General features: G+C 52.7%; 27 protein-coding genes and 3 pseudogenes. 17 read left to right on the top strand and 13 right to left on the bottom strand.

The window, feature by feature from the left end; translation table 11 throughout:
• Window positions 1–42 precede the first annotated feature (42 nt).
• Together B5F12_RS09140 and B5F12_RS09135 are read right to left on the bottom strand one after the other, a co-directional pair.
• Window positions 43–1,230 (bottom strand): tyrosine-type recombinase/integrase, encoded by a 1,188-nt coding sequence (locus tag B5F12_RS09140; protein WP_087233566.1) that lies wholly within the window; start codon window positions 1,228–1,230, stop codon window positions 43–45.
• The gene (locus tag B5F12_RS09135) at window positions 1,230–1,853 is read right to left on the bottom strand and encodes a helix-turn-helix transcriptional regulator (RefSeq protein WP_087233563.1); all 624 of its coding nucleotides are present in this window, start codon (window positions 1,851–1,853) and stop codon (window positions 1,230–1,232) included. The genes B5F12_RS09140 and B5F12_RS09135 overlap by 1 nt, the downstream gene beginning before the upstream one ends.
• A gap of 137 nt (window positions 1,854–1,990) precedes the next feature.
• Here B5F12_RS09135 and B5F12_RS09130 point away from each other — a divergent pair, with 137 nt between their 5' ends.
• From B5F12_RS09130 to B5F12_RS09100, 6 genes are all read left to right on the top strand, one after another.
• Window positions 1,991–2,203 carry a hypothetical protein gene (locus B5F12_RS09130; RefSeq protein WP_087233560.1) on the top strand — a complete coding sequence of 71 codons (213 nt, stop codon included), beginning with the start codon at window positions 1,991–1,993 and terminating at the stop codon, window positions 2,201–2,203.
• Window positions 2,196–2,627 (top strand): hypothetical protein, encoded by a 432-nt coding sequence (locus tag B5F12_RS09125; RefSeq protein WP_204221527.1) that lies wholly within the window; start codon window positions 2,196–2,198, stop codon window positions 2,625–2,627. Before B5F12_RS09130 ends, B5F12_RS09125 begins: the two co-directional genes overlap by 8 nt.
• 534 nt (window positions 2,628–3,161) lie before the next feature.
• Window positions 3,162–3,539, top strand: a complete 378-nt coding sequence (locus B5F12_RS09115) for a hypothetical protein (RefSeq protein ID WP_087233554.1) — start codon at window positions 3,162–3,164, stop codon at window positions 3,537–3,539.
• Entirely contained in the window at window positions 3,536–3,730 is a 195-nt protein-coding gene (locus B5F12_RS09110; RefSeq protein WP_087233552.1) for a hypothetical protein, read from the top strand. Before B5F12_RS09115 ends, B5F12_RS09110 begins: the two co-directional genes overlap by 4 nt.
• 23 nt (window positions 3,731–3,753) lie before the next feature.
• Entirely contained in the window at window positions 3,754–4,422 is a 669-nt protein-coding gene (locus B5F12_RS09105; protein ID WP_087233549.1) for a hypothetical protein, read from the top strand.
• A 15-nt stretch (window positions 4,423–4,437) separates the two neighbouring features.
• On the top strand, window positions 4,438–4,629 hold the full coding sequence (locus tag B5F12_RS09100; RefSeq protein ID WP_087233546.1) for a hypothetical protein: 192 nt from the start codon (window positions 4,438–4,440) through the stop codon (window positions 4,627–4,629).
• A gap of 541 nt (window positions 4,630–5,170) precedes the next feature.
• Here B5F12_RS09100 and B5F12_RS09095 read toward each other — a convergent pair.
• Entirely contained in the window at window positions 5,171–5,989 is an 819-nt protein-coding gene (locus B5F12_RS09095) for a CPBP family intramembrane glutamic endopeptidase (RefSeq protein ID WP_242954933.1), read from the bottom strand.
• Window positions 5,990–6,127: 138 nt separating this feature from the next.
• Entirely contained in the window at window positions 6,128–6,493 is a 366-nt protein-coding gene (locus tag B5F12_RS09090) for a tyrosine-type recombinase/integrase (RefSeq protein WP_242954932.1), read from the bottom strand.
• Window positions 6,494–6,614: 121 nt separating this feature from the next.
• Here B5F12_RS09090 and B5F12_RS09085 point away from each other — a divergent pair, with 121 nt between their 5' ends.
• The 6 genes from B5F12_RS09085 (at window position 6,615) to B5F12_RS09060 (ending at window position 10,131) form a co-directional block, all read left to right on the top strand.
• Complete coding sequence (locus tag B5F12_RS09085; protein WP_087233543.1) at window positions 6,615–7,076, top strand: DUF1648 domain-containing protein; 462 nt, start codon at window positions 6,615–6,617, stop codon at window positions 7,074–7,076.
• A 512-nt stretch (window positions 7,077–7,588) separates the two neighbouring features.
• Window positions 7,589–7,801, top strand: a complete 213-nt coding sequence (locus B5F12_RS09080) for a hypothetical protein (protein ID WP_087233541.1) — start codon at window positions 7,589–7,591, stop codon at window positions 7,799–7,801.
• A gap of 178 nt (window positions 7,802–7,979) precedes the next feature.
• Window positions 7,980–8,282, top strand: a complete 303-nt coding sequence (locus B5F12_RS09075; protein ID WP_087233539.1) for a hypothetical protein — start codon at window positions 7,980–7,982, stop codon at window positions 8,280–8,282.
• 223 nt (window positions 8,283–8,505) lie between these two features.
• The gene (locus B5F12_RS09070; RefSeq protein ID WP_242954931.1) at window positions 8,506–8,808 is read left to right on the top strand and encodes a nucleotidyltransferase domain-containing protein; all 303 of its coding nucleotides are present in this window, start codon (window positions 8,506–8,508) and stop codon (window positions 8,806–8,808) included.
• Window positions 8,805–9,137 (top strand): HepT-like ribonuclease domain-containing protein, encoded by a 333-nt coding sequence (locus B5F12_RS09065; protein ID WP_087233536.1) that lies wholly within the window; start codon window positions 8,805–8,807, stop codon window positions 9,135–9,137. The genes B5F12_RS09070 and B5F12_RS09065 overlap by 4 nt, the downstream gene beginning before the upstream one ends.
• Window positions 9,138–9,657: 520 nt before the next feature.
• The gene (locus B5F12_RS09060) at window positions 9,658–10,131 is read left to right on the top strand and encodes a hypothetical protein (protein WP_087233533.1); all 474 of its coding nucleotides are present in this window, start codon (window positions 9,658–9,660) and stop codon (window positions 10,129–10,131) included.
• Between the two features lie 138 nt (window positions 10,132–10,269).
• Here the strand turns inward: B5F12_RS09060 and B5F12_RS09055 are convergent.
• Window positions 10,270–10,572, bottom strand: a pseudogene (locus B5F12_RS09055) (site-specific integrase); the annotation flags it as partial.
• Between the two features lie 62 nt (window positions 10,573–10,634).
• Here B5F12_RS09055 and B5F12_RS09050 point away from each other — a divergent pair.
• The 3 genes from B5F12_RS09050 (at window position 10,635) to B5F12_RS11760 (ending at window position 12,118) form a co-directional block, all read left to right on the top strand.
• The gene (locus B5F12_RS09050; RefSeq protein WP_087233530.1) at window positions 10,635–11,159 is read left to right on the top strand and encodes a hypothetical protein; all 525 of its coding nucleotides are present in this window, start codon (window positions 10,635–10,637) and stop codon (window positions 11,157–11,159) included.
• 2 nt (window positions 11,160–11,161) lie between these two features.
• A complete protein-coding gene (locus B5F12_RS09045; RefSeq protein WP_087233527.1) occupies window positions 11,162–11,392 on the top strand; it encodes a hypothetical protein in 231 nt (76 codons plus the stop codon).
• A gap of 72 nt (window positions 11,393–11,464) precedes the next feature.
• Complete coding sequence (locus B5F12_RS11760; RefSeq protein ID WP_143482368.1) at window positions 11,465–12,118, top strand: hypothetical protein; 654 nt, start codon at window positions 11,465–11,467, stop codon at window positions 12,116–12,118.
• A gap of 26 nt (window positions 12,119–12,144) precedes the next feature.
• On the opposite strand, the gene B5F12_RS09035 is transcribed toward B5F12_RS11760, so the two are convergent.
• The 8 genes and pseudogenes from B5F12_RS09035 to B5F12_RS09000 form a co-directional block, all read right to left on the bottom strand.
• Window positions 12,145–12,336 carry a hypothetical protein gene (locus B5F12_RS09035; protein ID WP_087233521.1) on the bottom strand — a complete coding sequence of 64 codons (192 nt, stop codon included), beginning with the start codon at window positions 12,334–12,336 and terminating at the stop codon, window positions 12,145–12,147.
• Between the two features lie 298 nt (window positions 12,337–12,634).
• Entirely contained in the window at window positions 12,635–13,171 is a 537-nt protein-coding gene (locus B5F12_RS09030) for a GNAT family N-acetyltransferase (protein WP_158096792.1), read from the bottom strand.
• A 95-nt stretch (window positions 13,172–13,266) separates the two neighbouring features.
• Entirely contained in the window at window positions 13,267–14,217 is a 951-nt protein-coding gene (locus B5F12_RS09025) for a DUF3658 domain-containing protein (RefSeq protein ID WP_158096791.1), read from the bottom strand.
• A gap of 159 nt (window positions 14,218–14,376) precedes the next feature.
• The gene (locus B5F12_RS09020) at window positions 14,377–15,558 is read right to left on the bottom strand and encodes a hypothetical protein (protein ID WP_087233512.1); all 1,182 of its coding nucleotides are present in this window, start codon (window positions 15,556–15,558) and stop codon (window positions 14,377–14,379) included.
• Between the two features lie 9 nt (window positions 15,559–15,567).
• Complete coding sequence (locus B5F12_RS09015; RefSeq protein WP_087233509.1) at window positions 15,568–16,812, bottom strand: hypothetical protein; 1,245 nt, start codon at window positions 16,810–16,812, stop codon at window positions 15,568–15,570.
• Window positions 16,813–16,883: 71 nt separating this feature from the next.
• A pseudogene (locus B5F12_RS09010) lies at window positions 16,884–17,516 on the bottom strand (ABC transporter ATP-binding protein); the annotation flags it as partial.
• Window positions 17,507–18,220 (bottom strand): hypothetical protein, encoded by a 714-nt coding sequence (locus B5F12_RS09005; protein ID WP_087233504.1) that lies wholly within the window; start codon window positions 18,218–18,220, stop codon window positions 17,507–17,509. The gene B5F12_RS09005 and the pseudogene B5F12_RS09010, both read right to left, overlap by 10 nt.
• On the bottom strand, window positions 18,213–18,671 hold the full coding sequence (locus B5F12_RS09000) for a sigma-70 family RNA polymerase sigma factor (protein WP_087233501.1): 459 nt from the start codon (window positions 18,669–18,671) through the stop codon (window positions 18,213–18,215). Before B5F12_RS09000 ends, B5F12_RS09005 begins: the two co-directional genes overlap by 8 nt.
• Before the next feature lie 251 nt (window positions 18,672–18,922).
• Between B5F12_RS09000 and B5F12_RS08995 the strand changes: the two genes are divergently transcribed.
• Both B5F12_RS08995 and B5F12_RS08990 read left to right on the top strand, forming a co-directional pair.
• Window positions 18,923–19,864 carry a MoxR family ATPase gene (locus B5F12_RS08995; protein ID WP_087233498.1) on the top strand — a complete coding sequence of 314 codons (942 nt, stop codon included), beginning with the start codon at window positions 18,923–18,925 and terminating at the stop codon, window positions 19,862–19,864.
• Between the two features lie 3 nt (window positions 19,865–19,867).
• Window positions 19,868–20,361: pseudogene (locus B5F12_RS08990) on the top strand (DUF58 domain-containing protein); the annotation flags it as partial.

The following is a 20,361-nucleotide window of genomic DNA, read 5'->3' as shown; positions in this document are numbered from 1 at the left end:
CCTGTGCGAAAATTCAACTTTAATTCAACTCGCTCTGAAAATTCAAGCCTTCTTCAAGAAAACCTCAGAGAGAATGTCGGCGTTGCGCTGGTCTGCCTCCTCCATCACATGGGCGTAGATGTTCGCCGTGGTGGACACCTGGGCGTGTCCCAGCCGTTTGGAAATGCTCACACTGTCCACTCCGTGGAAGTACAGCATAGAGGCCATTGTATGGCGGAACGCGTGGGGGTTGATGTGGGGCAGATCGTGCCGCTTGCTGAACTTCTTTAGCCAATCTGTCACACTGTCCGGGTGCATGGGGTTTCCGTTGTCCTGGGAGAACACAAAGCCCTGGTTTTGGTAGTACTCCCCCAGTCTGAGCCGTTCCTCAGCTTGCCACGCCCGATACCGCCGCAGCAGTTGCATGGTTTCCGGGGGAAGGGTGACATACCGCCGGGAGCGTTCGGTTTTGGGGGTGCTCTCATAGATGCCCACGTCCGGGGAGTACAACACACTGTTACAGATATAGATGCGGTTGCCCTCAAAGTCTACCTTGTCCCATTTCAGGCCCAACACCTCCCCCCGCCGTGCACCGGTGATCAGGAGCAGGTGGACAAGGGTTTTCCATTTCATTGGCTCTTGCTCCAGGGCCTCCCGGATTGCCGCCACCTGTTCCGGCTGGAAGTAGTTCACCTCTTTCCGCTCCACCTTTGGCAGTGTGGCACGGCTGGCCACGTTGAAGGGGACAAGGCCCTCTTTTGTGGCCTGTTCCAGTACGGTGGAGATCAGGCGGTGATGCTCCAGAATGGTTTTGGCGGACAGCTTGCCGCCCCGCTTGCTCTGCCCGTCCTGGCCCAAGAGGGTGTATAGATCATTCAGGTGATCGGCCCGCAGCTCTTTGAGTTTGATGTGGCCTATCTGGGGATAGATGCGGCCTGTCAACTCCTTGTATCTCACAATGGTGGAGTGCTTCACCCCCCGTTGTTCTTTCAATCCAATGACATAATCACAATATGCCTGGAATTTCTGGCGGCTGTCCGTGGTGACACCCTCCCGGCACTCCTTTTCAAAGGTTGCGGCGAAAGCCTCAGCCTTTTTTCTTGCGCTTTTTTCCGTCCAGGTGGGCGATACCTCAAAGGTAGCCGTCCAGGGTTTCAGTTGTTTGCCGTCCATCCCCCGCCCCCGGTGTACCCGAATGGAATAGGAGATCAGCTTGCCGGACTTGTCCCGGCGCTCTTGAATGTTAGCCATTATTTACCCTCCCCCGCCTGTATGCTTCGTTTTAGGCTCTTTAACGCCCCTTCAATCTCCATAAGAACTGCATTTTCAACAATGCGACCATCCAAAGCTATGGAATTGGACGATATAAACCCATCCACTCTGTTGTAGTCAACAACCATGCCATTGGAAAACACCTGTTTTCGCTGTCCCGCTCCATCCCTGTACTTGAAAAAGAACTCCAACAGACTGGTAATAGGTCTGTAATCATGTTCTTCATCACGTTTTCTTGCGTCTGTTAATAACAAGTCAATGACTTTGGCCTCAGTTGTCGATTCCCATTCCTTCTTGCATCGTAAAAACTCCACGGAACTCTCGGAAAGTCCTGTGGTTTCGCAAATATCGGCATTTTTATGCCGCCGTGTGTCATAATCCCCCAAAAGATACCCAATATCGCACTGGAACACCTTAGCCATTTGAGCTAAAGAATCCAAATCTGGTAAACGCTCTCCCTTTTCCCATGCATTCAAAGTCTTAGTGGACGATTCCGCCATGAAGATCTGTTTCAAGAACTCCTTTTTACTCCACCCCTTTATCTCTCGTTCACCTTTGATGCGCTCCCCAATAATGCGCTTTCGATTTTCGTATTCACTCATAGGGTTGTAAAACCTCCTTTATTTTGCAATCTCATTTATACGCGGTTATAATGTGGCTTTTCAACCTTCTTTAATTGCAGTATACTACGATTGAAGACAGAAAGCAACTTCAATTTCATGTAAAGGAGTGTTTTGTAATGACAATGGATGTACCTCGCTTTATGTCTATCCGTGAAGTCGCAAAAACAGGACTCTTATCAGAGTACACCTTGCGGCTGATGGAGAAACAGAAGCAACTCCCCTGTGTCTATGTTGGACAGAGCGGGAAAAAGTGCCTTATCAACTTCGACAAGCTGGTAGAACAGCTCAACCAGGCCAGCCAGGAAGGGGGCACAGCAGCAGATGCCTAAACAAAAAAACGCCGCCCACGGTGCTGCAACACCGGAGCGGCAGGAAACGGGGACTTATGACGGAGCCACCACTTCCAACATCCAGTTTACCACGGCTCAGGGAGCCATTTCAAGGCTTTTACTACATGGACAGGCCAACGCCCTACCCCGCCGGGAACTGGAGGCCCTGACGGGCTTAGACGGGCGCACCGTGCGTCTGATGATCGAGCAAGAGCGGCGGGCCGGGGTTCCTGTCCTGTCCGATAACGCCCGTGGCTATTTTCTCCCGGAAACTGCCCAGGAAACCGTGGCCTGTGTCCGCAGCTTGCGACACCGGGCCGGGGAGATTCTACGCACAGCGGCGGCCATTGAGCGCACTGTACCCCAGGAGCTGGCGGGACAGCTTGTCATGGACAACATTACTATGGAGGTTTTTAATGAGTAGACCCGGCACAATGCTGTATTTTGACACCCGCCCATGCTTAAAACGGCTCACAAACGAGCAAAAGGGCCAGCTTTTCGAGGCTATTTTGGACTATGGAGAGTTTAGCGTTGTTCCAGACTTTGGGGACGATATGGCCCTGTCCATCGCCTGGGACTTCATACAGCCCAAGATCGACCGGGACAATGAACGGTACGAGGCACAAGTATTGCAAAAGCGCTATGCCGTAGTAGTTCGGGAGTGCAAGCGGAACGGACAGACGGCCCCGCCCTTTGAGGTGTGGAAGCAAAACCCCCAGCAAGCACCGGGAGACACCGAAACACATCACCCGTTATCGGGTGATGACGGGTGTTATCCAACTACAACCTCAACTCCAACAACAACCCCAACTACAACTCCAACCTCAAAAGCAACAGCAACGTGGCCCCCTCCCGGTGACTTCAACAGCCGTCGAAATGCGTGGCTAGATGCATTAGAGGGTATCGGGGACAACGGGCCTTATCAGCCGATAACCGCCGATGAAAGGAGGGGGGCATTGTGAGCAGAACAAAGGTTGTTTCAGATGAGTGTGTTATTGCCGCACTGTTGAGCACCCCAACCCTGGACGCAGCAGCCCAACAGTGTGGGCTATCCGTGCGGCAGCTTTACACCAGACGGCAAAACCCGGACTTTATACGCAAGCTACGGGAAGCCCAGGGGGATGCTCTGGAGGGGGCCGTCCGTTACCTCCAGCACAGCACCGCCACCGCAGCCTCCGCCCTTGTGGAGATTTGCGAAAACGGACAAGAACAAAACCGCCTCACCGCTGCCCGTACCCTGTTAGATCAGGCCGCCAAACTCACCGAAGTGGTGGACTTCTCCCGCCGTCTGGAGGCCCTGGAGCGCATGGAAGCGGAAGGGGATGATGCACCATGAACAAAGCACTTGTAACCCGCCTGGAGCGGCTGGAGAACGCCACCAACGGGCGGGGGCCTGGTATCATAGTCCTGTTACCCACAAACCTGTGGGAACGCCTATGGGGCGGGACGTCCCGGTATTTCTCCACCCTGGAGAGTGCCGTGGCCTCTATGTCCCAAGCGGACATAATCATCATTGACGACTTATAATCAACAACGAAAGGAACATACTTATGAACGATTTTATCAAAGAGCAGCAGCACCGGGTGGGCACTTCCACCGACCGTATTTTCTCCCGCCTGGAAGATGTGGCGAAAGTCGCCAACAGCTACCGGGCACAGGTGGAGAAAATCCGCAACGAAAAAATGTACTCCCAGGAAGGCCGGGAGAAGCTGGTGAACCGAGCCGGGGAGGACTACCGGGCCAACATTCTCCCCCTGTGCAATCAAATCCAGAGAGAGGCGGAAACCATCCGGGATGCCTTGCGCAACATGAGCCAAACCGTGGACTTTGGCGCAGACCTCCAGAACGCACTGAACGTGGTAAAGCTGGGCAAAGAACTCCCTGTGAATGTGCGTGCCTCTCTGCTGGAGACGTTCCGGGGCCAGCCCTGGGCCCTGTCCGTGCTCCAGAGTGCATACCAGCAAGCGGAGATTGCCCACGAACAGTATTTTAGCGGGCTGACCTTCAACGAGAACAGCGTGGACGAACTGGACACCCTCACCCAGCGGGTGCTGGGCAGCAAGCCCGGGGACACTGTGCCGTGCTACCAGTTGGCAAAAGCTGCCGGGAAGTTGGCCCAACGTGTTGGCGCAGACAACCAGAGAAAAGTGGCAGACCTGCAAGGCATGGAGCGCAGCCTGTCCGATGCCATCGCCGAAGCCTGTGGCCTGACCCGCTGAAAGGAAGCGTAGACAATGAGCACCTGCACCAACTGCACCCGCCACTGTAACCCCGCCACCGACTGCGACACCTGCCCCGCCTGTCGCCTGATTCTGGACGTGGCACGGGATGCCAACCGCCGAAGCCGCAACCTCAAAGTGTGCGCCGCCTGCTGTGCTGGCGTTGCGGTGGTCTCCATTATTGCCGCTGTGCTGTTCGCCCTGTAAGTGACAGGAAACCCCCGACCCTTCACTGGGCCGGGGGGTGTGTTTTTGAGTTCAACAAAAATTCAACTCCACTGCAAAAAGTTCAACTATTTTACTCAATGAAAGCAAACACACAAAACCAGCAATCCTTAGAGCCGCAACACTTTCCCGGATTTTACAAAACAATAAAAAACACTCAATTTTGAACTCATAACCCGGAGGTCGTAGGTTCAAATCCTGCCCCCGCAACCATAAATCCCAGATGCGAAAGCATCTGGGATTTCACTTATTCCCTCTTACCTCTTCACTATTCACTCAAAACAGTCCACATCCGGGATTTTTGGAGGGAATAAGTTATAGTGAATAGGGAAGAGGTATTTTTGTCTAACCCTCTGCCCAATGCACTTGACCCAAACCCTGACCCATACGGGAGTTTGGAGCGGTGAGAGCTGGATTTTCCCGGAGAGGATGCGCCAGAACATAATCTACAACACCGGCAGCTACTCACAAAGTAAAAGCAGCCCTGGACTAGCCGTGCAGGACTGCTATGTAAAAATTGGCCTTACTGGGACAAATTCGAAATTTTCATTTTCTTATCTTCGTCATACCATAGGTATATGGAATAGACCAACATAACAATGAGCCCCAACACCAATACTGGATTTAGCTTAACAACAAACACGGATAAAAGCGTATTTATCAGTCCGTGAAAGACATTACAAGCGAAAACACATTGTGTCTTTTTATAAATCGCAGCCAGCCAAAAACTTAATATTACTGCAAGGATTAAAAATAACAAAAAATCCATATTTTGTTGAGATGAGCCTTCCACAAACCAAAGCGGAATATGCCAAACGCCCCATACCACACCTGTAATTACGGTCGCTATTTGAAAATTATACTTTTTCTCTAATAGAGGCTGCATTGTACCACGCCAACCCAATTCTTCTTCTCCTCCATATATAAATACGGCTTGAAGAAAAACGACTGGTACCAGATACCACGGCAGTACCGAATTAAATTCCATCGACGAAATCCCAATTGTTACTATTGCCATAACAGACAGTATCCAAAAACAGGTCATCGATTTCTTTTTTCCATGAAACACAAACTTTTTCACAGAATCGAATGTCAATTTCTCGTCTATTAGAAGTAAGGCTGCGATTGTCGGTCCAAACCCGCCTATAATATGCAAAATGGTACCTATTGGATGTGTGAACGAAATAATGCACAATTTCGTTAAAGCAGCAAGACTAATCCAAGCTATACCTGTGATAGAAAATGTAATTATTAGAAAATACATCAAACGATTTTTGTGCATTTTCGCATTCCACCTCCGCAACATGAAACTATTTATTGTTATCATACCACATCCAGCCATCCATGTCACCAATGCTCCTAAATTTTGTGTAAGACAGCCCATAGAGTGTCTTGAGATTGTAATTTGAAGTGGCCCTCCCTACGCCCCCATTACTCTGGAAACCTTACAAAACTCCAGGCAGAAGTTTTCAAGCAACAATCAAGTCTGGATTGTCCCCGCCAGCACGTTCCCCATCGTCTGCGCTGCCTGTCTCTGGGCTGCGCTGGTGATATGGGCATAGGTGTCCAGGGTGAAGCCTGCGGAGAAGTGGCCCAGCATCCCGGACACGGTCTTCACATCTACCCCGTTTTGCAGGGCCAGGGTGGCGAAGGTGTAGCGCAAGTCGTGGAACCGCACCTTGGGCAGTCCTGCCCGTTTCAGCACCCGATGGAGCATATGCAGCACACTGTCCGGGGAGATGGGCCCACCGCTGGGAGAGGGAAACACCCAGGGGCTATTGCCCACTTTCTTTCTCTGTTCTTTCAGAACGCCTACCGTATGGACAGGATGCCTTGCACAAGGCATATAAGTATTTTATAATGGAGTAAATTCCCGTGCCACCACCTTCAATAGCAAATGTTCCTTGAGGCAGGGGATAGAACATGGGGCCAAAGGCAGAAATTCTGTACCAAGGAGGAACACAACCATGAAGAAATATCCTTTGGATCAGATCATGAATCGGTTGAGCCTGTTGTTATTACTAGGCACGGTGGTCTTTCTGACTGCCTTCTGGCAACGCATACCGGACGAAGTCCCCATGCACTTTAACGCCGCCGGGGAAATTGACCGCTGGAGTTCCAGAACGGAGTTGCTGATATTACCAGTGATCTCGTGGTTGGTATACGGCCTATTGACAGTAGTGGAGCAGATCTTCCGTACCTGGAACGCAGGGGGAAACGGGATAAAAAAACAGGAGCAAGTGCATATCCTCCTGCGCCATCTGCTCAGTACGCTAAAGCTGCTGGTCGTAGTCATATTTACCTGGATCACTGTCTGGTGCGCCCTGGCATTGCCCCTGCCGGTGTGGTTTTTGCCCGTGACATTGGTGGCGGTATTTGGGGATATGGTCTACTGGATTGTTCGGTTAATACGGGCGCAATCACTCTGATGAAATCAACATCTTCCTTAGAGCAGGCTATTGCGCCACTGAAAAAGCAGGGTTCCATGAAAGAGGCTTTTGTCTTTGTTTCGGCGACGCAAATCCTGAGCTACTATGCCGCAAGCCAGCCACAACCCCTGTAAATTTGTTGCGGCTCTAAGGGTACGGGGAATCACGCCAGCCTTTGGCCATGATTTTCTCGTTTACAACGCCCTAGTTGACCCCTATACAAATGCCCGCACTGCGGGCATTTGTGGCCGGAGAGGGGGCGTGACCGCCCCCTCTCCTTTCTCCTGCTATACTTTCGTCGACTGCCCGCTGCCCCAAAAATCGGCTCAAATTGCTCGAGAGCCTCTGCTGGGGCGGTTGCCCTCCCCATCCGCCAAGAGGCCACACATCGGCTCACAAGGGGAACGGGGCGGGAAAGTTCCGCTGCCTATCAAAGTTGTAAACACGGTACTGTCATGGTACACTGGTTTCAGAAAACCGGCGGCACAGATTGCCTGGAGGGAGGGCCGAACATGGAAAACGCCAAGTGGTATTTCACCCATGAGAGTGAAGCAGATCAGCTATGGTATGGAATCTTTTTCTCCATGTGCAAAAAGTTCAACGTCTCTTGGCCCACAGCCACCCCCGCACAAAAGGCGTTCATTGAAGAGATCACCCGTGTCAACTACGAGCGACAGCAGACCGCAGCCCAGAAAACAGAGCCCCCCCATGGAGGGCCTACATGAGGTAGTAAGTTCTCCCTTTGTCTGGTATCGCAACTTGCCGACACAACAATCACGCTCTGAAAGCGGTATGCGTTGCTCATGTCTCTTTTTTCTACCTGCACAGTAGAATTTTTCACAAATTCATACCATAATCGTTTCGTATCGAAACGATAAACTGGAATTTAGAAAGGCAAATATTATGAAAACTATTACAATATGCGGCAGTATGAAATATGAAAAAGAAATGCGTGTAATAGCGTTTGAATTAGAAACAAAATATGGTTATAATGTTTTGCAATGTGTGTATAATTCAGAAAAGAAGGAACTGACTTCTCTTGATTTGGATGCTCTTAAAAAGGCACATTACAAAAAAATAGATATTTCTGATGGGATTTATGTCGTGGATATTCAAGGATATATAGGAAGTTCAGTAAAAGAAGAAATACAATATGCGAAAGAAAATGGCAAAGAAATCATCATACACTCGATCTATAATTTGTAAAACTATAAAAATCAGATTCTGTAATCAAGCCAATCCTCTGATTTATCGAATGAGAAAAACATTATTAGAAATCGAACTGCAACACGAAACGATAACGCAACGCCGCTTGGGACATCTTCCTTATGTATGGTGCCCCAATGAAGCAACTTTTATTTCTCCGTCCCCCATGGTATAATAGCTACGAGGACAGATGGTACACCAACCACGGAGGAGGTATGCAGGTATGTCTGAACAAATCTACTCCCTGAATGAGATTTCTGCGGTGGTATTGACCTTGCTGAAAAAGTATCATGCAGAGCGGGCCATCTTGTTTGGCTCCTACGCCCGACAAGAGGCGGATGCTTCCTCGGACATTGATTTGATCGTTGTTGGTGGTAAGAATTTCGACCCTACCGATGTGCTGTGCATTGCAGAGGAACTACACATGACACTGAACAAGCCCGTTGATGTGTTTGAGCTTAGGGAAATCAATCCTGATTCCACCTTCTACGATACGATTATGGGGGAGGGCGTGCAAATCGCATGAAGTACAGTGACGAGCAACGAATCACCAAGATTCAGGAAACCACGGAGAAATTGCTGAACTACATCAGCCGGGAAAACATTACCCCCGAACGAATCTTTCACGAGGAGCCCATCCAATGGGCGGTGACAACTCCCCTGTACAACATCGGGGAACATGTGGCCAACCTGACCGCTGAGTTCAAACAGGAACACAACACCATTCCGTGGGTGAAAATTGCCGGGTTGAGGCATCGGCTGGTTCACCACTACGAGGACACCAACTGGACGGTCATCTGCGCCATTATCTATGATGTCCTTCCAAAGTTCCTGGAGGAGCTGAAACAGCTTTGACCCAAACCCTGACCCATACGAGGTCTGGACTGCGTGGAGCCAACGAAACACGCAGGGTCAAACAGCATACACATTCCAAGCAAAAAGGGCTGAAAGGCATCCAACGGAGCCAAAATCATCAATAATCCGCAGCTCATAACCCGGAGGTCGTAGGTTCAAATCCTGCCCCCGCAACCATAAATCCCAGATGCTTTCGCATCTGGGATTTCCTTTTTCTCTATTCACTCTTCACTATTCACTAACTTTACCAGAATTTCAGGACTTTTTCGGTGGTTTAGATTTGTGATGGCTTCCCTCCCCTAGTAGTGTCGAAACGGCACTAAACTGGCTTGACCCAAACGCTGACCCATACGGGAGTTTGGAGCGGTTAGGGGTGGAGATATGGAGGTTTTCACTTCGACTGCCTCAACAAGATCTGTCACCCCTCGCCAAATGTTCTTTCTGGTATAGAAATTGTCGTGGTTACATGTTAAGATTTCGTTTATATTAAAATTTGCAGTAGAAGGAAGTGCTCACAGAGATGGAAATCGAGTTTCAGCATCAAAATATAGCGTTGCGAGTATGCATGGTAATTCCTCTTTGGTTTATTTTAGCTTTTATTGAGTACTTCTTTTGGGGAGACACAATCAATCCATTCTTGTTCATTCTCATTTCCGCCATCATTATGGCTTTTCTTGCACCAATATTATTCAAAACTGTGTACGGAACCTTTTCTTTCCTTATCTTTCATACAGGAAAAGCATGTTTCTTTGATGAAACTATCGTTTTTGTATTTAACAAAAGAACAAAGACGATAGATAAAAGCACGGTTTCTAATGCCCATTATGAACAAATTTCATTATATGGAGTTAAAATTGACAAAATTAGCATTGAATACACCATTAGAGGAAGACATAAAGCGCTTTCACTGTACTCGCCAGATGTCGTTGACAGTGACAGAGACAGAGAGTTTTTTCTAATTTCTCAGCAACTCACCCTGCTTGGAAATAAGTAGGAAATTACATTGCTATGTTCGGGCAGGGGTTTCCATGTCTAGTGACGATCTGCACCCTACCCAAACATATTTTACGAGAAACTGCTATATATTTTGGAATTTTCCTCGTCCAAAGACTTGCAAGGAAATATGAAGTGTTCACGTCTCAATCGTCCCCGCCAGCACACTCCCCATCGTCTGTGCTGCCTGCCTCTGGGCTGCGCTTGTGATGTGGGCGTAGGTGTCCAGGGTAAACCCTGCGGAGAAGTGGCCCAGCATTCCAGATACGGTTTTCACGTCCACCCCGTTTTGCAAGGCCAGGGTGGCGAAGGTGTGACGCAAGTCGTGGAACCGTACCTTGGGCAGCCCTGCCCGTTTCAGTACCCGATGGAGCATATGCAGCACGCTGTCCGGGGAGATGGGCCCGCCATTGGGGGATGGGAACACCCAGGGACTATTGCCCACTGAAGTTGTAAACATGGCATTGTCGTGGTATACTGATTACAAGAAACGAGGTGAGCAATGTGGCCAAGTTCAGACTTTATATCTGGGACACAAAGAAAGCCAAAGTTTTTGTGACTGCTGCAAAAGCCACCCGGCAAGATTTGGAGGTCTCATGCTCCGATCCCCAATGGCAGACAGACTGGACCAGCCATTACATCACATCCAGCGGCTTTGACCTGTATGCGTTCAAAACAGCAGAAGGGGAATTGGTGGCTTTGGGGGCCTATGAAGTCCGAAATGGAACGATGGGTGTCCGTATCGTCTACATGGAGAGCCAAGCGGAAAGCAATCGAACCCTTGTAGAGACACCGAAATACGGAGGAATCGGTCGGGCGTTGATTGCCTATGGCATTAAGTTATCCGTGGATGCCGGATTTAACGGCGATGTCACGCTGGATGCCAAGACGCCGGAGTTGGCACAGCATTATGAGCGAGATTTTGGTGCGGTTCGTTTGCCCAGTCGGAAAACCAATGCAGCACCCAGATATTTGATCTGTGACGAGGCTGCACAGATGATTTTTACAGATTACTTGGAGGAGGGCTGAATATGGAAAACGCCAAGTGGTATTTCACCCATGAGAGCGAGGAAGACCGGCTATGGTACGGAACTTTTTTCTCCATGTGCAAAAAGTTCAATGTCTCTTGGCCCACAGCCACCCCCACACAAAAGGCATTTATTGAAGAGATCACCCGTGTCAACTATGAGCGAGAGCTGGCAAAACGGGAGCTTTCCTCTCAGCCGGTGCGAGGCTTCTTTGACGAGTCCGTTTCCGCTTGACCCAAACCGTGACCCATACGGGGTTTGGATTGATTAAAGCTAGTGAATTTTACGGAAAGGGAAGTCTGTTTTATGGCCCATCCATACACAGCCGAGTTTGTTGAATTTTGCAGAAATAATATACATATCCAGGGCACTACGTCAGTATACCATTCGTTGCCCATCTGTATTATTGACTGCGTATATTCTCTGCGTACAAAATATAAATCTGTGACTGTTCCGATTGTCCATAGATATGCGGACACCTACTTGAATGGAAATGTGATGGACACAGATGACAATCTATCCCTTTTCCTAGAACATATGAATCATTGTGGATTACAGTATTTTTCGGATAAGGTCGTGTGTAATCATCAAAAGCTTGGCGGCATTCCCAAAGAAGAGATATGCTATAAAATTGCAACATACCTGAAGTGTCTTAATATCAACACCCTTGCTGAATTCAGAGATTATTCCCACCCTGAACTGCTGGAAATCGTTTTGAATGGGATAAAGGGCTTTGGAGATGCAGGAGTAAATTATCTGTTTATGCTTGCCGGAGATACGAGCAGATGTAAACCGGATGTCCATATTCACAGGAGTATCCGGGATGCTTGCGGAAACGATGTCACCAATGATGAATGCCAGGTTATTTTTACAGAAGCAGTTGCTGAAATGCAGACAGAACACCCGAACCTTACCGTAAGAGATTTGGACTTTGCTGTTTGGTCCCACTACCGCATTTGAAGAAAGACAAGTTGCTGCTTTTCCCTTTAACCTAGAGAAAATAGCATGTACGCTGTCATTGGTGTTTGGCACAATTCGTCCTTTTGGAAATATTTCACCACATAGGACTTCTCGCCACTTACAACTCGGGCAACAATCACACCATCCTTATCCTGCAAGACAGAAACATCTTGACAGACAATCCCCATTTTATTTAGTTCATTATGGATGATGCTCATAGTAAGTTACTCCTTAATTTTCGTACCAATATGCATATTCCGTCTCCACTCTGGAGCTGATCCATCATCCCCCCAATATTCATCTATGGAGGCAATTTTACCATCCATGACACGGACAAAGGAGGTGGCATGGCATGAAATTCTTCCGTCCTTACTGCGCACATGGCACATGGGTATACGAAGGTATATGTACCAACTTTCCACGATCCAGAAGCTGTTGAATCTCCGTTTTACTCGTCCACGCTGTTTGTAAAACTTCTTGCTTGATTGCCTGTTCCAGTACAATAGGATACTTCTGTCATTTTCCCCTATTGAAGTACGCTTCTCTGGTAATCATCATTTGTAAAAAGCCGTCCTCTTCACCCAGTTCCTGAAATCCCGCTTTCCGATGGGTTTCCCATGCGGCAATCTCGTTTCTGGCCACTTCAAAATCGTTATGGATTCGCGTCACACCGCAGATGCGAAATGCGTGGTCCAGCATCAGCTTCAGCGCAGGAACGGCATATCCTTTCCCTCGAAAGGGTGCATAGATCACGATGCCCATATCCCACCAGTCCTTTTCAGGTGTATAGTGGAAGTTCACGTCACCGATCCACGCACCATCGGAACTGCGTTTGATATAGGCATAAAAACGCTCTGGCTCGTGTCCAACCATAGTTTCATAGCAGCTGGGTAGCACCTCGTCCGGGTAATCCACGCAGCCAGTGTCCCGGTGGTATCCATCATAGTCCACATCCCAACCTGCGTTGTAGGCCATAGTCTCCGGATCAGATGTCATCTTTTGAAAAAACCACAAATCTTCCAACTTTGGAATATACAGTTCCAGTTGTTCCATTGTTTGCCCCTTTCTGCCCATATAACCAAATGGTACTCTATTTCCCACATTTTAGACAAAAGTAGTCCTGCAAGGCTACAGAAAAGTCCTATTTCTCACATTTTCTTGCGAAGTGTACGGCTATACGTCGGTCCATCCGAATCCGGAGGCGTCAGGACCTCAAACAGCCCCTCTTTGACAAATTGCTCGATTCGCTGGGCAATCCAGGCATCTCCAATCCCAAGCTGGTACTTGCCCAAGATCATGCCAATGGCCCTGGCTTCCACAAATTCTCTCTCCTGGGTCTTCAATTCTCTGAGAATATAGCTGTCATATACCTCTTCCGGGGCACTTTGCAGTCTGCCATTGAGGTAAATCCGCAGAGGTGCATTCTCCTTCTGAAGTTCACGCCAACGCTGGGCACAGGCCTCTACCAGCGCAGGCTTCCCCTCCCGCTGCAACGAGAGATACTTCCCCCATTCGCCGGGGCCCAGTTCTCCACAGCCTTGATACGTGCGAACCGTGGTGTCCTCCTGGTCGTTCCACGCTGGAATCTGGATCAAATAGACCGTTCCCCGCTGTTTCAAGGGGTGCAGTTGGGCCATCAGCCAGTGCATGCCACACATTTCATCCGGATTATGGCTGTACCATACCCGCACGTCCTCTCCCCCGGCACACCGGGCCAAGACGGAAGCCAAATCCTGCCGGGCGTTTTGTAACTCTTCCTCCAGTTCTTGCTCCATGTCTTCCCGGGGCCAGACCGAGGCGAGCTTCTTCAAAGTGGCACGTCTCTGCTCCCCCGGTTCTGTCTCCGTGATCTCGCCCACACTGAGGGCCAGATCGAAACAGTAACTATCATTTCTCTCACTTCCCAGAGAAACGGCGTTTTCCCAGTCCCGACGGGCCCGTTCTTCCGCCTGCATCTGGGCATCATGGAGTTCTTCCTCTGTGGGTTGGTCGCCCTCCACAAACGCCACAGCAGTGCCGCTACGATATGGTCCCACGCCATAGCTCTGGGCCACTCTCCGGCTGCCATATGCACTCCGGCTAAAGACTACTTCTAGCATATCAATAGGACCCCTTCCTGTTCTCTCTGCATTTCGTTTCATCATTATAGCATATGGAACCGTCTCCGTCAGGACTTTTTGTGTTGACGCCCTGTTCTCCTAAGATAAACCCGCCGGAATTTCACAATCCCAGCGGGTTTTATGATTTCTATTCACGTTCTATCGCCCGGTGACCTGATACTTCCGATAGCACTGCCAGCACAGGCCTCCAAAGAGAAGGGCCAGCAGGACATACAGCGGAAAGCTGAACTCAATGGCGTTGAGCTGGAAGGGGGGTACGAGGAAGTAGTCGTACAGGGTGGCCGTGCTGATACGGGAGAAGGGCAGGTAGCTGGCCACCTGCTCCACCAGGCGTCCCTGGCCCTGAAACAGCCCCAAAACGGTGATCCCGGACAGGAGAAAGGGCACCGCCAGGGCCAGCACCGCCGAGCGCAGCAGCTCCGAGATCAGCATCACCAATCCACCCATGGCCATGCACCCCAGCACCAGAAGGGCCAGCAGCACCAGCACAAATCCGCCCATGGACAGGTGCAGGGGGAGCGTCCCCAGGCTCCACAACCGGAGAGCGGTGGAAAAGCCATCCAGCCCGTAAAACCCACCGTAGACCAGGATGTACACCCCGGACAAAACCAATGTCAGCCCAGCGGCAAAGCTGCACCCCGCCGCCCAGCGGGCCCAAAAGGCGGTGGTTTTCCCTTTGGCGCTGGTCAACACCAGCTGGTCGGTGCGAGTGCGGTGCTCCTCGGAGAAGAGGCGGCACAGACACATAGCAGACAGCAGCACCGCCACCTGGCACAGCAGGCCGGAATCCCGGGCCATGGCCTGCCAGCCTCCGGCGTAGTCCAGGGTAAATGGCCCCAGACTGCTGGCCTTTCCCTGCCAATAGGCCATCTCTTGGTCGGTCAAAAGGCACTCCTCCTGGTTGACCTCAAAGCGGCGCACCTTGTCCCGGTAAAATCTCTGAGCCGTGACCTCCTGGCCCAGCATGGTGTTGAGATAGGAAAAGGGCGAGTAGCCATCCAAATTACTCAGAATGGTCCCGGTGTCGCTGTCTGCGTATTCCGCCGCCAGCTGCTCCATGAGCGCATCGTCCAACAGCTGCCCGGACAACCCTCGCAGGTAATCCCGGCCCATGGCCTCCACTGCTCCGTAGTTTGCAATCTGCCGTTCCACCGTACCGTCCTGGGCATTGTAGACGTTGTAGTAGTACCCAGTGGAGGAAAAGGTGAGCAGATTCCAGCCGAATATCATGGCTGCCCCCAGCAGCAGGGACACCAGGACCAGCCGCTGCCCCAAAATCTTTTTCAGCTCAAAGACGTACAGGGCACCAAATCCCTTCATACCGCCACCTCATTCCTGTTCCACCACGTGCCGTCGGTACAGCATGAAGCACCCCACCAGGCAGAGGATGGCCAGCAGGCCATAGAGCCAAACCGACACGGTGATGCAGTCCAACTGTATCCCACCCAGGGACACCAGCCGCTCATCCAGAAGAAACTCTTCGGTGATACGGTAGGTGGGAAAATAGCTCCAAACCTGAACCTGCATCCGGCTATAGTACGATGGACCAAACATCAGGGAGAGCAGCATAAGCCCCAGAGGCAGTGCCAGGGCGGGAATGGCCCGGCGAAAGAGCTTGGACAGGAGCATGGCCAGAGCTCCCGCAAACAGGAGGATGAGCAGGCTCACGCCCACGGTGACCAGTACCCCCTGCCCCGCCGTCATGACCCGACTGCTGGCACACAACTGGGTTTCTCCAAATCCCGGGCGCAGGTCCTCCACCTCCAGCAGCTGAATGGGCACCCCCGCCCCCTGAGCGCCATGGACAAAGAACTGGATGGCGGCGGTGACGGCAAACAGCAACAAAAGGATGCCGCCGGCCAGGGTCTCCCCCGCCGCCAGCCGGGCCAGTGCCAGGGACTTCCGCCCGTGTTTGCTGCTGGTGAGGATGGGCCAGGTCTTGTACACGTGGTCGTCGGAAAAGCTGCCGCACAGGCAGACAAACACAAAGGGCAGCACCATGAGGTTGAGCCAGCGGGCCATGCTCAAGATCCCGCTGTACCCCTTGGCATAGTCCAGGGTATAGGGGGTGGTGATTCCAGCCCGCTCCGTCTCCCAGTAGTCGATTTCCTTCTGGGTGAGGCGTTGGTTTTGGTATTGCTCCTCCTGCCAGTACGCTATGGCTTCGTAGGTCTTATCCGCCATCTGATCCGTCCAGTCCCCCAGGGGATTGAGAAATGTTACGCCAATTGCGTCCTGCACCAGAAAGTGGTTTAATAGAAGAAAACTCACTGGCCAAATGGTTTTTTCCAGGTAGTATTCGTTTAGCTCCCGCATTTCCAGGGCCGCCTCATTGTCCAGCAGGCACCCGGCGTCCTCCTGGGAAAAACGGCGCTCCAGCTGGATGGCCTCATAGCGGGAGACGGTGTCAAAGACCAAGGTCCCGTCCTCTTCCGCATACGCCACCTCCTCCTGCGCCAGAAGAGGTTTCACGTTGAGAAAGATGGTGACCCCCAACATCAGCACCAGAAGGAGGAGCACATAGGGTCTTGTGAGGATTTTTTTCAGTTCATAGCGGTAGAGTGTTCCAAACATGCTCACATCCCTCCCCCTTCAAACTGCTTGAGATAAAAGCCTTCCAGGTCCTGGGGGGTGTCGTGGGCCTCCCCGTCGTAGATGAGCTGACCGTCCCGGACCATCAGAATCCGATCGGCGATGTGTTCCACATCCGAGACAATGTGGGTGGAGAGGAGCACGATGTTCCCCTCTCCCTGCTCCTGGATGAGGGTGCGGAAGCGCACCCGCTCCTTGGGGTCCAGCCCGGCGGTGGGCTCGTCCAAAATGAGAAGCTTGGGCTGGTTTAAGAGGGCCTGGGCAATGCCCAGCCGCTGCTTCATGCCCCCGGAGTAGGTCCGGATTTTCTTGCGCCCCACCTCCGCCAGCCCCACCACTTCCAGCAGTTCCAGACTGCGTTGCCGGGCACGGCTGCACTCCATCCCTTTCAACGCCGCCATGTAGAGGAGAAAATCCAGCCCGGTAAAGCTGGGATAGTAGCCGAAGTCCTGGGGCAGATAGCCCAGGACAGCCCGGTAGGCCTCGGTGGACACATCCAGGCCGTCCAAGGAGATGGTACCGCTGGTGGGCCGCAGAATGCCGCAGATCATCCGCATCAGGGTGGTCTTGCCCGCTCCGTTGGCTCCCAGCAGCCCGGTGACCCCGGGCTTGAGGGTGAGGCTGATGCGGTCTACAGCAATTTTAGCGCCGTACTGCTTGGTAATTCGGTCCATGTTCAATTCCATACCAATTCCTCCCCACAAAATAGATACTTTCCATACTCCCAAATCATCAAACCCAGCAGAACAAGGGTGAATCCCACCAAAGTCACCGGGTGATTCCCCGTCTCCAAGACCGGCCATGCACTCTGCCACAGATAGCACAGCCCGCTCACCGCCGCCGCTGCTACCGCGCACAGAAACACCACCTCGCTGCCCCGAAACCGACGGGAGAGCACCAGGCAAATGAGAGACGTGAGGCAGTAGGGGCACAGGAGCATACACCCCGTCTGGGCCAACGGAAGCTGACTCCATCCCGCCACCAGGGGCAAGAGCACCGCCAGCAGCACCAGATTTCCCAGCCCCAACAGGGTCAGCCGGGCCATCAGCAGCGTTTTCAGAGAAAACCGGGCGGACATCTCCAATTCCTCCATGTGATAGCGGGCGGAGCGGCTGAGTTCGGTGACGGTGGCCAGCGCCGCAAAGGGCAGCAAGGCAGACACCCGCCAGACCTCCTGGGGGTTATTGTTTTGGGTGATGAGCAGGGCGATCACCAATATGCCCACCGATACCAGCCAGCTCCAGGGGCGAAGATACGCCCCCTGGGTGACCAAAAACCGGAAGCTGGACAGCTCCGGCTGCTGGAACTGCTTTAAAAACTCCTGTTTTTTCCGGGCCGCAGGGGGCAGATAGACCTGTTGCAGCCCCTGCTTCCATGGTTTGTCACGCATAAAACTCCCTCCCATCCAGCTGACTGCGCAGCTGTTTCAAAATTTGTTTTTCCCGCCGATACACCGCAAAGCGGGATACCCCCAGAAGGTCGGCGATTTTTCCCACGGGAAGCTGGTTGGTATACCGCAGGAAGATGAGCTCTCGGTCCTCCTCCGGCAATTGGTCCAGAACCTGCTCCAGGGCAATGCGCAGGGTGTGTGCCTCCTCCTCATCCTGGACCGGCGGGGGCACCTGGTCCAGGGGCAACTCCTGTCTGGCTCGATAGAAGTCCACGCAGAGGTTGCGGGCAATGGTGTAGAGGTAGGCGGTGTGCCGCTCCATCTCCCCCACATTGTGGGTGCGGAGAAAGCGCAGAAAGGTCTCTTGGGTGATGTCCTCTGCGGTCTGGGGGTGGCGGGTCTTCATATAGCAGTACCGATACAGCTTGTCATATCGCTCTTCCAAATCCATGCCAGCGGCTCACCCCTTTCATTTGATATAACGGTGGAGGCAGGTGAAATGTGCGGGGGATAAAAATAATTCTGTCCCATTATAGAATAAAATGGCAGAATGAAACAGACGGTTTCCACAAAGGCCCCATTCCCCCAAATTCCATTGACGCTCCCCGCCCTGTGGTGTATTCTTACAGTAAACAGACTTCCAACACTGGGAGACATCTCTCAAATTTATAATACAATACACACGAGAAAGGGGACCATCCTATGCATACCGAACAGATGGCCATTCGCAGCATTCTCGCCCAAGTACGCAAGGCAGTACGGGGCAAAGACCAGGTGTTAGCCCGGGTCCTGCTGTCCATGTTGGCCCGGGGCCACATTTTGCTGGAAGACATCCCCGGCGTGGGCAAGACCACCATGGCCCTGGCCTTTTCCAAGGCCCTGGGCCTGCGCTGTCAGCGGGTGCAGTTCACCCCGGATGTGATGCCCTCCGACCTCACCGGATTTTCCGTCTACAATCAGGAGCGCCGGGGCTTTGAGTACCACGCCGGAGCCCTGATGTGCAACCTGTTTTTGGCCGACGAGCTCAACCGGGCCACCAGCCGCACCCAGTCGGCTCTGCTGGAGGCCATGGAGGAGGGCCAGGTGACGGTGGACGGGGTGTCCCGCCCCATTCCCCAGCCCTTTGTGGTCATCGCCACCCAGAACCCCGTGGGCGCCGCCGGAACCCAGCCCCTCCCCGATTCCCAACTGGACCGCTTTACCATCCGTCTCTCCCTGGGCTACCCCTCCCGTCAGGCGGAGTTTGCCATGGTGCGGGACCGCCAGGGAGGCAATCCCCTGGACCAGGTGGAGCAGGCGGTGGATCACACCGGGCTGGCCGGACTGCGCCGGGCGGTGGACCAGGTCCATGTGTCCGACGACGTGCTCAGCTATCTGCTGGAGCTCATCGAGGCCACCCGCCGGGACCCCCAGATTCTCCAGGGGGCCAGCCCCCGGGCCACTCTGGCCCTGACCCACATCAGCCAGGCCCTGGCTCTGGCCTCGGACCGGGACTACGTGGTCCCTGAGGACGTGCAGTCCATGTTCTACGACGTCATTGCCCACCGACTCATCTTCGCCCCCCGGGCGGCGGAGACCCCCCAGGCCCAAAAGGAGCTGATAGCCCGGCTGATGCAGGGGGTCAAAGCCCCCCGGTTGAGATAAGTTATGGTCGGCCGGCGCATCGTCTACGGGGTGGCCCTGCTGGCCGCCCTGGCCCTTCAAATCTTCTACAACGGCTATCTGGCCCAGTTTCTCCTGATCTGCGTCATCGCCCTCCCCCTCCTCTCCCTGGCTCTCAGCCTCCGGGGGGGGATCGGAGTGCACCTGGAACTGACCCCCTCGGCGTCTCAACTGGTGCAGGGGGAGAGCGGCCAGTGGCAGATTGCCGCCCACACCCGCTCCTTCCTCCCGGTGGCTCGGCTGACCATGGTCGTGACCTTGGAAAACCGCCTCACCGGGGACCGGCAACGGCAGCGGCTGAAAACCTCCGGCCTGTCCAGAGGGATGGCGCGCACGCTGCCCATGGACACCTCCCACTGCGGCCAGCTCACCTGCCAGCTCCACCGGGTAAGGGCCCTGGATTTGCTGGGTCTCTTCGCCTTTCCCGTCTCCACTCCCGCTCTCGTCCACGCCCTGGTCCTCCCCCAGCCTGCCCCCAC

The organism is Pseudoflavonifractor sp. An176 (assembly GCF_002160435.1).
In the GTDB taxonomy this organism is placed as follows: Bacteria; Bacillota; Clostridia; order Oscillospirales; family Oscillospiraceae; genus Enterenecus; species Enterenecus faecium.
This window is presented reverse-complemented; position numbering and strand designations above follow the sequence as displayed.

Bases quoted from the DNA above. Each gene is read 5' to 3' on its own strand.
- B5F12_RS09140 (WP_087233566.1), bottom strand. From the start codon at position 1,230: ATGGCTAACATTCAAGAGCGCCGGGACAAGTCCGGCAAGCTGATCTCC.
- B5F12_RS09135 (WP_087233563.1), bottom strand. From the start codon at position 1,853: ATGAGTGAATACGAAAATCGAAAGCGCATTATTGGGGAGCGCATCAAA.
- B5F12_RS09130 (WP_087233560.1), top strand. From the start codon at position 1,991: ATGACAATGGATGTACCTCGCTTTATGTCTATCCGTGAAGTCGCAAAA.
- B5F12_RS09125 (WP_204221527.1), top strand. From the start codon at position 2,196: ATGCCTAAACAAAAAAACGCCGCCCACGGTGCTGCAACACCGGAGCGG.
- B5F12_RS09110 (WP_087233552.1), top strand. From the start codon at position 3,536: ATGAACAAAGCACTTGTAACCCGCCTGGAGCGGCTGGAGAACGCCACC.
- B5F12_RS09105 (WP_087233549.1), top strand. From the start codon at position 3,754: ATGAACGATTTTATCAAAGAGCAGCAGCACCGGGTGGGCACTTCCACC.
- B5F12_RS09100 (WP_087233546.1), top strand. From the start codon at position 4,438: ATGAGCACCTGCACCAACTGCACCCGCCACTGTAACCCCGCCACCGAC.
- B5F12_RS09095 (WP_242954933.1), bottom strand. From the start codon at position 5,989: ATGGCTGGATGTGGTATGATAACAATAAATAGTTTCATGTTGCGGAGG.
- B5F12_RS09090 (WP_242954932.1), bottom strand. From the start codon at position 6,493: ATGCCTTGTGCAAGGCATCCTGTCCATACGGTAGGCGTTCTGAAAGAA.
- B5F12_RS09085 (WP_087233543.1), top strand. From the start codon at position 6,615: ATGAAGAAATATCCTTTGGATCAGATCATGAATCGGTTGAGCCTGTTG.
- B5F12_RS09080 (WP_087233541.1), top strand. From the start codon at position 7,589: ATGGAAAACGCCAAGTGGTATTTCACCCATGAGAGTGAAGCAGATCAG.
- B5F12_RS09075 (WP_087233539.1), top strand. From the start codon at position 7,980: ATGAAAACTATTACAATATGCGGCAGTATGAAATATGAAAAAGAAATG.
- B5F12_RS09070 (WP_242954931.1), top strand. From the start codon at position 8,506: ATGTCTGAACAAATCTACTCCCTGAATGAGATTTCTGCGGTGGTATTG.
- B5F12_RS09065 (WP_087233536.1), top strand. From the start codon at position 8,805: ATGAAGTACAGTGACGAGCAACGAATCACCAAGATTCAGGAAACCACG.
- B5F12_RS09060 (WP_087233533.1), top strand. From the start codon at position 9,658: ATGGAAATCGAGTTTCAGCATCAAAATATAGCGTTGCGAGTATGCATG.
- B5F12_RS09045 (WP_087233527.1), top strand. From the start codon at position 11,162: ATGGAAAACGCCAAGTGGTATTTCACCCATGAGAGCGAGGAAGACCGG.
- B5F12_RS11760 (WP_143482368.1), top strand. From the start codon at position 11,465: ATGGCCCATCCATACACAGCCGAGTTTGTTGAATTTTGCAGAAATAAT.
- B5F12_RS09035 (WP_087233521.1), bottom strand. From the start codon at position 12,336: ATGAGCATCATCCATAATGAACTAAATAAAATGGGGATTGTCTGTCAA.
- B5F12_RS09030 (WP_158096792.1), bottom strand. From the start codon at position 13,171: ATGGAACAACTGGAACTGTATATTCCAAAGTTGGAAGATTTGTGGTTT.
- B5F12_RS09025 (WP_158096791.1), bottom strand. From the start codon at position 14,217: ATGCTAGAAGTAGTCTTTAGCCGGAGTGCATATGGCAGCCGGAGAGTG.
- B5F12_RS09020 (WP_087233512.1), bottom strand. From the start codon at position 15,558: ATGAAGGGATTTGGTGCCCTGTACGTCTTTGAGCTGAAAAAGATTTTG.
- B5F12_RS09015 (WP_087233509.1), bottom strand. From the start codon at position 16,812: ATGTTTGGAACACTCTACCGCTATGAACTGAAAAAAATCCTCACAAGA.
- B5F12_RS09005 (WP_087233504.1), bottom strand. From the start codon at position 18,220: ATGCGTGACAAACCATGGAAGCAGGGGCTGCAACAGGTCTATCTGCCC.
- B5F12_RS09000 (WP_087233501.1), bottom strand. From the start codon at position 18,671: ATGGATTTGGAAGAGCGATATGACAAGCTGTATCGGTACTGCTATATG.
- B5F12_RS08995 (WP_087233498.1), top strand. From the start codon at position 18,923: ATGCATACCGAACAGATGGCCATTCGCAGCATTCTCGCCCAAGTACGC.